Origin of the sequence: Kitasatospora sp. NPDC058965 (genome assembly GCF_042741245.1) — a bacterium.
Taxonomy (GTDB): domain Bacteria; phylum Actinomycetota; class Actinomycetes; order Streptomycetales; family Streptomycetaceae; genus Kitasatospora.
The window spans coordinates 1-11,290 of sequence record NZ_JBHYKG010000282.1; the positions used below are offsets into that span (position 1 = coordinate 1).

An 11,290-nucleotide genomic window follows, 5' to 3' on the forward strand; every position below is an offset into this window, starting at 1 on the left:
CGCGAAGTGCACACGGACCAGGGACTCCTGCGGCCCGGCACCGGGCAGCACGTTGATCCGCGCGAGCACCGGCACCTGGTCGGGCACCATCATCACCGCCCGTACCGCGGAACCGCGTTGGGCCTCGATCAGGCTGGCCAGGTCCGCGGTGAGCTGGAAGCCGGACCGCTGGAGCACCGCCACCAGGGCGTTGCGGGCCTGCTCGGGCGGCGCCGCGATCCGGCGCTCGGCGTCCAGGGTGATCGAGGGCACTGCACCCTCCTGTAGGGGCCGGCGGGGAGGAGCGGAACCCGGTCGGCCGCGGGCGGGGCGGCCGACCGGGTCCGAGGGGTCGTCGGATCAGAACCACGCGTCGGAGTCGTGCGACCCGTCGTCGTGGTGCGGGTCGCCGTCGTGGTGCGACCCGTCGTCGTGGTGCGCCGGGTCGTCGTGGTGCGGGTCGCCGTCGTGGGCGTGGCCGTCACCGCCGTGGGACGCGTCGGCCTCGGCGGAGCCGGCCGTGCCGTGGCTCTCGCCCGCCACCAGGTAGGACTCGAAGCTGACCTCCGACACCTCGGAGACCTCGGAGACCTCCACCACGGTCACGGTCTCGACGACCTCCACCGCGTGGACCTCGTGCACGTCGACCTCGGACTCGACGGCGAACCAGCTCTCCGCATGCTCCTCGACCGCGGCGGAGTCGGTCTCGGTGGACACCGCCGACGCGCTGACCTCCCCGGCGCCGTAGTCGTCGGCCAAGTAGCCGTCCCACTCGCTCACGTGCCCCCCAAGGCAGTCGTCGACCCTGCTCGACGGGCCGCCCCCGCAGGCCCGCGACGATGATACGGCCGAACCGCGCACCGCGAGTTCCGAACACGGTGATCGGTCGGCACGGCTCGCCGCACCGACCGGTCACCGCCGCCGGCGGCCCTACCGGCCGCGCAGCCCGAGCGGGTTGCCGTCCCGGTCGGTGAGCACGCAGACCCGCACGCCCGGCGCCACCTCGCGCGGTGCGTCCCGTTCGGTGGCGCCCACCGCCAGCAGCGCCGCCTCGGCCGCGTCCAGGTCGTCCACGTCGACGAAGGCCACCGGACCGCCCGTCACGTCGCCCGGTGCCAGGGCCACTTCGAAGCCGTCGACGGTGTAGCCGACGTAGTGCGGCGAGTCGGTGTGCGGTGCGCCGAGCAGCGCCGTGTAGACGCCCTTGGCGGACTCGATCTCGGACACCGGGACCACCAGGCTGCGGATCGCGGGGCTCATCGTCTCTCCTCGAGGTCGGCGGGAGCCGTCGGAGCTCCCAGCCAACCACCCGGCGGCCGCCGCCACCCGGCCGCACGGCCGGGCGGGTGACACCGGACCGACCAGGGCCGGTCGGCACTCTCCCGGGTGCCGTTCGGACGGGGGACGGCACGGCCCGGCAGGCCTAGCATCGAGCGCATGACGACTGCGATCAGAGTCTCGGGACTGGTCAAGGACTTCGGTCGGACCCGTGCGCTGGACGGCCTGGACCTGACGGTCGAGACCGGTGAGGTGCTCGGCTTCCTGGGCCCGAACGGGGCGGGCAAGTCCACCACGCTGCGGGTCCTGCTCGGCCTGATCCGCGCCGACGCCGGCACCGTGACCCTGCTCGGCGGCGATCCGTGGCAGGACCGGGTGGCCCTGCACCGCCGACTCGCCTACGTGCCGGGCGACGTGGCGCTCTGGCGCAACCTGTCCGGCGGCGAGGTGATCGACCTGCTCGCCGGCCTGCACGGCGGCGCCGACCCCGGGCGGCGCGCCGAACTGCTGGAACGCTTCGAGCTCGACCCGACCAAGAAGGGCGGCCAGTACTCGAAGGGCAACCGGCAGAAGGTGGCGCTGATCGCGGCGCTCGCCTCCGACGTGGAGCTGCTGCTGCTGGACGAGCCGACGGCCGGCCTGGACCCGCTGATGGAGGAGGTGTTCCGCCAGTGCGTCGCCGAGGAGCGCGACCGCGGCCGCACCGTCCTGCTCTCCAGCCACATCCTGTCCGAGGTGGAGGCGCTCTGCGACCGGGTCAGCATCATCCGCGCCGGGCGCACGGTGGAGACCGGCACGTTGGCCGAGCTGCGCCACCTGACCCGCACCACGGTCGAGGCCGAGCTGCGCGGCGCGCCGACCGGGCTGGCGGAGCTGCCCGGCGTGCACGACCTGCGGATCGGCGACGCGCGGATCAGCTGCCAGGTGGACACCGACCACCTGGACGGGCTGCTCAAGGCCCTGACCGCCGTCGGGGTGCGCAGCCTGACGAGCCGTCCGCCGACCCTGGAGGAGCTCTTCCTGCGCCACTACGAGCCCGCCGGCGGACCGCGGTGAACGCCGGCCTGCGCCCGCTGCTGCGGCTGGCCGCCCGGCGCGACCGGATCGTGCTGCCGGTCTGGCTGTACGCGCTGGTCGCGATCGTGGCCAGCACCGCCGTCTCGATCGACCGGCTCTACCCGACCCAGGCGGACCGGGACCGGCTGGGCGCGAGCATCGAGGCCAACCCGTCGCTGCGCGCGCTGTACGGACCGCTGTACGACACCCACAGCCTGGGCGCGCTGACCGCCTGGCGGGTGCTGGGCTTCGGCGGGCTGATGATCGGTGTCATGGTGCTGCTGCTGGTCACCCGGCACACCAGGGCCGAGGAGGAGTCGGGGCGGCTGGAGCTGCTCGGCGCCGGCGCGGTCGGCCGCGGCGCCCCGCTGACCGCCGCCCTCACCCTGGCCCTGACGGCCTGTTGGACGGTCGGTGCGCTGGCGGCGGCGGTCATGCTGCTGCTCCACCAGGGGTTCGCGGGTGCGGTCTGCTTCGGCCTGACCCTGGCGGCGGTCGGCACCGTCTTCACCGGGACCCAGGCGGTGGCGGTGCAGCTCACCGCGACCGGCCGGGCCGCCAACGGGCTGGGCGCGCTGCTGCTGCTCGTCGCGTACCTGCTGCGCACCGTCGGCGACGCCGCCGGCAGCACCGGGGCCGGCGGCTGGGCGGCCTGGCTCTCGCCGCTCGGCTGGGCCGAGCGGACCCACCCGTGGGCCGGCGACCGGTGGTGGGTGATCGCCCTGTCGCTGGCCTGCGGGCTGCTGGGGATCGTGGTCGGCCACCGGATCCAGGCCGGCCGCGACCTGGGCAGCGGGCTGTTGCCGCAGCGTCCGGGGCCGCCGGCGGCCGGGCCCGGGCTGCGCGGGGTGTTCGGCCTCGGCCGCCGGCTGCAGCGGCCGACCCTGCTCGGCTGGACCGCCGGGCTGCTGGTCTTCGGCACCGTGCTGGGCAGCCTGGCCCGGGGCATCGACGCGCTGCTGACGGGCAATCAGCAGGTCGAGCAGATCATCGCCCGCTACGGCGGGGTGAGCGGGCTGACCGACTCCTACCTGTCCACCTCGGTCAGCTTCCTGGGCATGGCCGCCGCCTTCTACGCGGTGCAGTCGGTGCTGCGGCTGCGCGCCGAGGAGACCGGCGGGCGGGCGGAGCCGGTGCTGGGCGGCGCGGTCGGGCGGGCGGCCTGGGCCTGGAGCCACCTGCTCCACCCGCTCCTCGGCAGCGTGCTGGTGATGGCGGCCGGCGGGCTGGGGGTCGGGCTCGGGGCCGGCGCGGTGCTCGGCGACCTCTGGGGCTGGACCGGGCGGATGCTGGGCGCCGGGCTGGCCACCGCGCCGGCGCTGTGGGTCTTCGCGGGGGCCGCGGTGGCGCTGTTCGGTCTGCTGCCGCGCTGGTCCACGGCGGCCTGGGGCGTGTTCGGGGTGCTGGTCTTCATCGCCTACCTCGGCCCGCTGCTCGACGTGGGCCAGTGGTTCCTGGACCTGACGCCGTTCACCCACGTCCCGCGGATCCCCGGCGGCCCGTTCCACTGGACCCCGCTGGTGCTGCTCACCCTGGTGTCCGGCGCACTGACCGGGGCCGGCCTGGTCGGTCTCGCCCGCCGCGACGTCGGCGCGGCCTGAACGGCCCTCAGCCGTCCCCGTCCACCAGGGACTCGGCCCAGATGGTCTTGCCGCGCGGACCGTACCGGGTGCCCCAGCGGTCGGTCAGGCGCATCACCAGGTAGAGGCCGCGCCCGCCCTCGTCGGTGCTGCGCGCGTGGCGCAGGTGCGGGGCGGTGCTGCTGGAGTCGGCGACCTCGCAGGTCAGGTACCGGTCCCGGATCAGCCGCAGCACGATCGGCGCGCGCCCGTAGCGGATCGCGTTGGTGATCAACTCGCTGGCCACCAGCTCGATCTCGAAGGCGTGCCCGGCCAGGCCCCAGGCGGTCAGCTGGGTGGTCACCAGGCGGCGGGCGGTGGCCACCACGGTGGGGTCCTCGGGCAGCGTCCAGCTGGCGGTGCGGTCCTCGGGCAGGCCGCGGGTGCGGGCCAGCAGCAGCACCGCGTCCTGCTCGGCCTGCTCGTCGGCCAGCGCGTAGGCGACCGCGTCGGCCAGTTCGGGCAGCGAGCGGTCGGTGTGCGCGAGCACCCGGCGCAGCGTGGCCGGCGCGTGCTCGTCGGCCGCCAGCAGCCCCTTGGTGTAGAAGCAGAGCACCGTGCCGTCGGCGACCGCCACGGTGGCCGCCTCGCGCGGGTTCTCCCGCTCCTCGGCGCCGACCCCCAGCGGCGGGCCGACCGGCAGCGCGAGCCGGCTCAGCTCGCCGCCCTCGGTGGCCAGCAGCGGGGCCGGGTGGCCCGCCGCGGCGGCGCTCAGCTGCCGGGTGACCGGGTCGTAGACCGCGTACACGCAGCTGGCGGCGGCGCTGCGGCCGCTGCGCCGGGCCAGCCGCCGGGCGGTGCCGTCCAGCCGGTTCAGCAGCTCCTCCGGCGGCAGCTCCAGATCGGCCAGGGTCCGCACCGCGGTGCGCAGCTGCCCCATGTCGGCGGCGGCCTCGACGCCCTCGCCGAAGACGTCGCCGACCACCAGCGCCACCCGGGCCCCGGGCAGCTCGATCACGTCGAACCAGTCGCCGCCGGCCGTGGCGGGCAGGTAGAGGTGCGCGGTCTCCACCGTGGACAGCTGGGGCGTGCCGGACGGCAGCAGGTGGCGCTGCAGGGTGGTGGCGGTGGCCCGCTCGCGCAGGTAGGTGGCGGCGTTGTCGATCCCCAGGGAGCCGCGCGAGGCGATCTGGGCGGCCAGCTCGGCGTCGTCCGCGGTGTAGGGCTCGGCCCCGTCGCACCGGTACAGCGTGAGCACGCCGAGCACCGCGTCCTCGGGCGCGACCAGCGGGACGGTGAGCACCGAGCGCACCCCGGCGGCGGCCAGCACCGCGGCCCGCTCGGGGTCCGCCCCCGCCCACAGGTCCTCGCCGTCCAGCCGGGCGACCAGGCGGGGGCGGCCGTCCTCCAGCACCCGGGTGAACGGGCTGGCGAACGGCAGCTTCTCCAGCACCTCCTCGTGCTGGGAGGACCAGGCGCCGCGGGCGGTGCGGAAGGCCACCCGGCGCAGCGGCAGGTCCGGGGCGGCCGGGACCACGCGGCGGTGCTCGCCGCGCAGCAGGTCGTCCAGCACGTGCACGGTGGCGGCGTCGGCCAGCGCGGGCACCAGCACCTCGGCCAGCTGCTCGGCGGTGGTGACCGGGTCCAGCGTGGTGCCGACCAGGCGGTAGGCGTCGTGCAGCAGGTCCAGCCGGTCCCGGGCCCGCTCCTGCTCGGTCTCGTTCTGGATCGCCACCACCAGGCCGGTGCGCCCGTCGGCCAGCCCGGCCAGCCGGAACATCGAGACGGCGATCGCCATCTCGCGGTCCGGCTCGGCGGGCGGGCGGCCGCGCAGTGGGAAGCCGCGCACCGGGTTGCCGGTGCGCAGCACCTCGTGGGCCAGGTCGCGCAGCTCGGTGCTGCGGAAGCCGGTGGCGATGTCGCCGAGCCGGCGGCCGAGCACCTGGTCCGGCGGCAGCCCGCGCAGGCCGCGGGCGGCGGTGTTGTAGCGGACCACCCGGAGCTGCTCGTCCAGCACGTAGATGCCGATCGGGGCCTGGGTGAACAGGGCCTCCAGGATCGCGGCGCCGAGGCGGTCCGGCGGCCGCGGGTCCTCCGCGGTGCTGTCGTGCGTCGGCTCCACCTGCTCCGCCTCCTCGGCCGCCGGGGCTGCCTCCCCTGCTCCCGACCCTCCGGCCGCCCGGGCCCGGGCGCCAGCCCGCTGCTGCGAACGGGCGACGCCGCGGGGCCGACACGGTTGTTCAAATTCGAACTCGGAGGTAGGGTCGACCCTGTCGAAGTTCAAATTTGAACCACGCTTGGAGCCGGGCCGCCCGCCCGGCCGGGAGGAGATCGCCATGCCCGTCCGCCGGCTCAACCACGCGGTGCTCTACATCCGCGACGTGGCCACCTCGGTGGCCTTCTACACCGAGGTGCTCGGCTTCCAGGTCGACGTGGAGATCCCCGGCCGGGCCGCCTTCCTGAGCGCGCGGGAGACCCGGAACGACCACGACCTGGGCCTGTTCGCGATCGGCGCCGACGCTCCCGGCCCGCAGCCGGGCCGGGTCGGCCTCTACCACCTGGCCTGGGAGGTGGGCACGCTGGGCGAGCTGGCCGAGATCGGGCGCGAGCTCGCCGAGCGCGGCGCCCTGGTCGGGGCCACCGACCACCAGGTCTCCAAGTCCTTCTACGCCAAGGACCCGGACGGCAACGAGTTCGAGGTGATGTGGCGGGTCCCGCGCGAGGACTGGCCGAGCGCCGAGGACGCCCCCGGCATGCGGGCCCTGGACCTGCAGGCCGCGATCGACCGCTGGGGCGCCGACCTGGCCACCGGCGCGGCGGCCGGCTCGGCCACCTGATCCGGACCCCCGGCCGGGCTCGGCCCAGGTACGGCCTGGCTCAGCCCAGGTACGGGGACGGGATCGCCAGCAGCTCCACCAGCCGGTCGGCCACCGCCCCGGCCTGCGCCAGCGGGACGGCCGGCCCGGTCCCGTACCGGGTCGGTCGCACCCCGCGCACCGCGCACAGGTGCAGCAGCCACAGGGTGCGGATGGTGTTGCTCGCCTCGGCCGGGACCGGGCCGGGCGCACCGGTGGCGAACATCTCGGCCACCCGGTCCAGCCACCCGGTCGACCGGGCCGCCGTCAGCCCGGGCCGGGTGAGGATCCGGGCCAGCGCGTACGCCAGGCGGTCGTCCTCCAGCGCGTCCCACACGTGCGCGGTCGGCGCCACCAGTCGGGCCGCCCCCAGCGCCAGCAGCTCCTCGGGGTCGGCCCCGTCGTGCGTGCCGAGCGCACCGAGCAGGTCGGCCCCGTGCGCCACCGCGTGCAGCCAGCCGAGCTCCGGGTCGTGGCCGCGCAGGTCCTGCTCGGCCGGGTACCAGGCGGCGAAGGCCGCCAGCCACTGCGGCCGGTAGTGGCCCTGCTTGACCAGTGCGGCCAGGATCAGCGGCGCGAAGGTGCGGGTCTGCACCTCGGGGTCGGTGAACCGGGCGGCCATCTCGTCACCCAGCTCGTGCGCCTGGTCCGCGGTCAGCTCCGGGACCCGTGCCACCAGCGCCGCGTACGCGTGGTCGTCCCGCACCGCGGGGTCGGGCGAGCGCAGGTCGGCGCAGAGCGCGGCGAGGTCGGCATCCATGATCGAACACCCTAGCGGGCCGGCTCCGGGCCCCGTTGGCAGCGGGGGCACCAGTAGGCGACCCGCTGCTGGGGCGGGCGGCCCTGGCTCGCGGTGCGCAGCTGCGTGCCGCAGCGCCGGCACGGCCGGCCCGCCCGCCCGTAGACCCAGTGCGCCCGGTCCGGGCGCGGCTCGCCGGTGGTGACGTGGCCCGGGCGCAGCCGGTTCAGGTACAGCAGGTGGTGCGCGGCCGCCACCAGCTTCGCCAGGTCGGGCAGCTCGCCGATCGGGGTCCACGGGGTGGCGCCCGCCAGGAAGCAGAGCTCGTTGGCGTACACGTTGCCGATCCCGGCGAGGTTGCGCTGGTCCAGCAGCGCCTCGCCCACCGGGCGCCCGGGCAGGGCCAGCAGCCGGCGCACCGCCTCCGCGGCGTGCCCGTCCCCCCACTGCGGCGCCAGCAGGTCCGGACCGAGGTGGCCGACCGCCCGGGCCTCCTCCGCCGTGCGCAGCAGCTCCACCACGGGCAGCCGGTAGCCGACCGCGGTGTGCGCGGCCGTGCCCAGGACCACCCGGACCTGGTGGCCGGCCCCGCCGGTCCACCGCTCCCCCGCCTGGTGGACGACCCAGCGGCCGTCCATCCGCAGGTGGGTGTGGAGCGTCAGGCCGCCCTCCAACCGGGTGAGCAGGTGCTTGCCGCGCGGGCGCACCTCCAGCACCCGACGGCCCGTCAGGTCCGCCGTGGCGTGTGCGGGCACCCGCAGGTCGGCGGTGGTCAGCAGCTGGTCGGCCAGCGCCCGGTGCAGCTGCGCGGCCACCAGGAACACGGAGTCTCCCTCGGGCATGCCCCCAGCATGCACCCCGCCACGGACAGCGCCGACGCCGGTGCGGTGCGGGGGCCGACGCCCTAGCCTGGCAGGGCGGACCCCCTCCCCCTCACCCGCGCCCAGGAGGCGACCGATGGTGATCGCAACCGTCAACCCGGCGACCGGTCAGACCCTGCGGACCTTCGAGCCCTACACGCCCGCCGCCGTGGAGCAGCGGCTGGCCCGGGCGGTGCAGACCTTCCAGGCGTACCGCCTCACCGACTTCGGCCGCCGCACCCAGCTGATGCACCGGGCGGCCGAACTGCTGGACGCCGACCAGGAGACCATCGCCCGGCTGATGACCACCGAGATGGGCAAGCCGCTCGCCGCCGCCCGCGCCGAGGCCGCCAAGTGCGCCAAGGCGATGCGCTGGTACGCCGACCGGGCGTCCGCGCTGCTGGCCGACGAGCACCCGACCGCCCGGGACACGGAGGACGCCGGGGCCGGCCGCGCCTGGGTCCGCTACCGGCCGCTCGGCGTGGTGCTGGCCGTGATGCCGTGGAACTTCCCGCTCTGGCAGGTCGTCCGGTTCGCCGCCCCCGCGCTGATGGCGGGCAACGTCGGCCTGCTCAAGCACGCCTCCAACGTGCCGCAGACCGCGCTCTACCTGGAGGACCTGTTCCGCGGCGCGGGCTTCCCCGACGGCTGCTTCCAGACCCTGCTGATCGAGTCCCGCGCGGTCGAGGGGGTGCTGCGCGACCCCCGGGTCGCCGCCGCCACCCTCACCGGCAGCGAGGGGGCCGGACGGGCGGTCGCCGCGGTGGCCGGGGACGAGGTGAAGAAGACCGTGCTGGAGCTGGGCGGCAGCGACCCGTTCGTGGTGCTGCCCTCGGCCGACCTGGCCGCCGCCGCCCGCACCGCGGTCACCGCCCGGGTGCAGAACAACGGCCAGTCCTGCATCGCGGCCAAGCGGTTCATCGTCCACGAGCACGTGTACGAGGAGTTCCGGGCCGCCTTCGTCGGCGCGATGGGCGCGCTGCGGGTCGGCGACCCGATGGACGAGGCCACCCAGGTCGGGCCGCTGGCCACCCGGCAGGGCCGGGACGAGCTGGCCGAGCTGGTCCGGGACGCGGTGGCGCGGGGCGCCCGGGTGGAGTGCGAAGCGCCGGTGCCCGGCGGGCTGGGCGACGGGTGGTGGTACCCGCCGACGGTGCTCAGCGGGATCGAGCCCGGCATGCGGATCCACCACGAGGAGGCCTTCGGCCCGGTCGCCACGCTGTACCGGGCCAGGGACCTGGAGCACGCGCTGGAGCTGGCGAACGACACGCCGTTCGGGCTCAGCTCCAACGTGTGGACCACCGAGCCGCAGGAGCAGGAGCGGTTCGTCCGGGACATCCAGGCGGGCGGCGTCTTCTTCAACGGGATGACCGCCTCGCACCCCGCCCTGCCGTTCGGCGGGGTGCGCCGCTCGGGGTACGGGCGGGAGCTGTCCGGGCACGGGATCCGCGAGTTCTGCAACGTGACCACGGTCTGGGAGGCCTGACGGTCCGTCCGGCGGCCGGCTGGCCGGCGGCGTGGTCGACGGGTGGGTCAGTCCTCGCCGAGGACCGCGTACCACTCCACGTCGCCGTGCTCGAACGGCTCGACGGCCGGGTCCTCCTCCGCGATCCGGCGCTGCGCCGCGTCGGCGCCCTGCCCCGCCTCGCCCATGGGGTTGCCCTCGCGTTCCATCCGTCCTCCTCGGCTCGCTGACCTGACTCGACGAGCGATCCTGGGGGACCGCTCCTAAGCGATCCTTGGGGATGGGTAGACCGGCTCCGGCGAGGACGGATCGTGTCCACACCGATGGCGCAGCGGATTCCCCCGGTCGGGCCAGCACCGGTGGCCGGCCGCTAGGCTCGGCAGGTGACCTCACCCGGGACCGCACCGCAGCCCGCTCCCGAGCCGGACCGGCCGGACCGCTCGAACCGCTCGACCGAGCCGCCCGAGCCCGCCGGTGGCGAGCCCGCCTGCCTGCTGGCCCTGGTCTGCGCGGAGTGCGGGGCGCTCGCCGAGCAGGCCCCGCCCACCCGCTGCCGGCGCTGCGGCGCACCGGTCGGGCGCGACTGAGCGACCGCCGGTCGGCTAGCGCGGGCCGAGCACCGAGAACCGGCCGCCCTGCGGGTCGCGCAGGTCGGCCACCCGGCCGTACGGGCTGTCCCGCACCTCGCCGAGGACGTCCGCGCCCAGCCGGTCCGCCAGCTCGACCGTGGCGTCCGCGTCCGGCACCGAGAAGTACACGTTCCAGGACGGCCGGGCCTCCGGATCGGTCGAGGTGACCAGCGCGGCCACGCTGCGCCCCGCGGTCCGCAGCACCACCCGCTCGTGCTCGAAGCGCACGTCGAACTCGCCGGCGGGGCGGTCGTCCCAGCCGAACACCCCGCCGTAGAAGAGCGCGGAGTCGAAGGCGTCGGGGGTGCGCAGCTCGATCCAGACCGGCGCCCCGGGGAGGGTGTGCAGCACCGCGCCGCGCTCCCGGTCGCCCTCCCAGATCCCGAACGGCGCGCCCGCCCGGTCGGCGGCGATCGCCAGTCGGCCGGCGTCGAAGCCGAGCGGCCCGATCGCCACCGTGCCGCCCCGGGCCCGCACCCGCTCGGACACCATGTCGGCGTCCTCGGTGCCGAAGTAGGCGGTCCAGGCGACCGGCAGCTGGAGGTCGGTCGCCCCGCTCAGCCCCGCCACCGCCACCCCGCCGGCCAGCGCCCGCACGTAGGGGCCCCAGCGGTCCGGCCCGCGGCTGAACGTCCAGCCCAGCAGCCTGCCGTAGAAGTCGGTCGCACTCTCCAGGTCGCCGGCCATCAGGCTCACCCAGCTCGGCACGGCCGGCACGCACCGCACCGCCGCCCCGGTCACCACCGGCGCCGACTCCGTCATCCCGCCTCCTCCTCGCACCCCTGCCCGGAATCCGACCGTACCCGTCCGGTGCCCCCCTCGCACGGACCCGCTGACGGACACGGCGGACGGATCGGCGGCGGGCCGCGC

The 11,290-nt window shown here is 76.0% G+C and carries 13 protein-coding genes; 5 read left to right on the forward strand and 8 right to left on the reverse strand.

The features are described from left to right. The 3 genes from ACFW1A_RS32150 to ACFW1A_RS32160 form a co-directional block, all read right to left on the reverse strand. On the reverse strand, positions 1–252 hold a 252-nt coding region (locus tag ACFW1A_RS32150), incomplete at its 3' end, for a hypothetical protein (protein ID WP_380415127.1). Positions 253–339: 87 nt separating this feature from the next. Next, positions 340–759, reverse strand: a complete 420-nt coding sequence (locus ACFW1A_RS32155; protein WP_380415132.1) for a hypothetical protein — start codon at positions 757–759, stop codon at positions 340–342. Between the two features lie 150 nt (positions 760–909). Further along, positions 910–1,239: a VOC family protein gene (locus ACFW1A_RS32160; RefSeq protein WP_380415134.1), complete on the reverse strand. Its 330-nt coding sequence runs from the start codon at positions 1,237–1,239 to the stop codon at positions 910–912. Between the two features lie 177 nt (positions 1,240–1,416). On the opposite strand from ACFW1A_RS32160, the gene ACFW1A_RS32165 reads away from it, so the two are divergent. Then, positions 1,417–2,313: an ATP-binding cassette domain-containing protein gene (locus ACFW1A_RS32165; RefSeq protein ID WP_380415137.1), complete on the forward strand. Its 897-nt coding sequence runs from the start codon at positions 1,417–1,419 to the stop codon at positions 2,311–2,313. Then, complete coding sequence (locus ACFW1A_RS32170; protein WP_380415141.1) at positions 2,310–3,914, forward strand: ABC transporter permease; 1,605 nt, start codon at positions 2,310–2,312, stop codon at positions 3,912–3,914. The genes ACFW1A_RS32165 and ACFW1A_RS32170 overlap by 4 nt, the downstream gene beginning before the upstream one ends. Before the next feature lie 7 nt (positions 3,915–3,921). Here the strand turns inward: ACFW1A_RS32170 and ACFW1A_RS32175 are convergent, their stop codons facing one another. Further along, positions 3,922–5,994, reverse strand: a complete 2,073-nt coding sequence (locus tag ACFW1A_RS32175) for a SpoIIE family protein phosphatase (RefSeq protein WP_380415145.1) — start codon at positions 5,992–5,994, stop codon at positions 3,922–3,924. 214 nt (positions 5,995–6,208) lie between these two features. Here ACFW1A_RS32175 and ACFW1A_RS32180 point away from each other — a divergent pair, with 214 nt between their 5' ends. Next, positions 6,209–6,709, forward strand: coding sequence for a VOC family protein (locus ACFW1A_RS32180; RefSeq protein ID WP_380415148.1), 501 nt, complete (start codon positions 6,209–6,211; stop codon positions 6,707–6,709). 40 nt (positions 6,710–6,749) lie between these two features. Here the strand turns inward: ACFW1A_RS32180 and ACFW1A_RS32185 are convergent, their stop codons facing one another. Then, positions 6,750–7,487: a DUF2785 domain-containing protein gene (locus ACFW1A_RS32185; protein WP_380415150.1), complete on the reverse strand. Its 738-nt coding sequence runs from the start codon at positions 7,485–7,487 to the stop codon at positions 6,750–6,752. An 11-nt stretch (positions 7,488–7,498) separates the two neighbouring features. Next, entirely contained in the window at positions 7,499–8,308 is an 810-nt protein-coding gene (locus ACFW1A_RS32190) for a DNA-formamidopyrimidine glycosylase family protein (protein WP_380415152.1), read from the reverse strand. Between the two features lie 115 nt (positions 8,309–8,423). Between ACFW1A_RS32190 and ACFW1A_RS32195 the strand changes: the two genes are divergently transcribed. Next, positions 8,424–9,812 carry an NADP-dependent succinic semialdehyde dehydrogenase gene (locus ACFW1A_RS32195; protein WP_380415154.1) on the forward strand — a complete coding sequence of 463 codons (1,389 nt, stop codon included), beginning with the start codon at positions 8,424–8,426 and terminating at the stop codon, positions 9,810–9,812. Positions 9,813–9,859: 47 nt separating this feature from the next. On the opposite strand, the gene ACFW1A_RS32200 is transcribed toward ACFW1A_RS32195, so the two are convergent. Further along, positions 9,860–10,000, reverse strand: coding sequence for a hypothetical protein (locus ACFW1A_RS32200; protein WP_380415156.1), 141 nt, complete (start codon positions 9,998–10,000; stop codon positions 9,860–9,862). A gap of 174 nt (positions 10,001–10,174) precedes the next feature. Here ACFW1A_RS32200 and ACFW1A_RS32205 point away from each other — a divergent pair, with 174 nt between their 5' ends. Further along, entirely contained in the window at positions 10,175–10,378 is a 204-nt protein-coding gene (locus ACFW1A_RS32205) for a hypothetical protein (RefSeq protein WP_380415158.1), read from the forward strand. Positions 10,379–10,393: 15 nt separating this feature from the next. On the opposite strand, the gene ACFW1A_RS32210 is transcribed toward ACFW1A_RS32205, so the two are convergent. Next, positions 10,394–11,182, reverse strand: a complete 789-nt coding sequence (locus tag ACFW1A_RS32210) for a VOC family protein (protein WP_380415160.1) — start codon at positions 11,180–11,182, stop codon at positions 10,394–10,396. Positions 11,183–11,290: the final 108 nt, after the last annotated feature.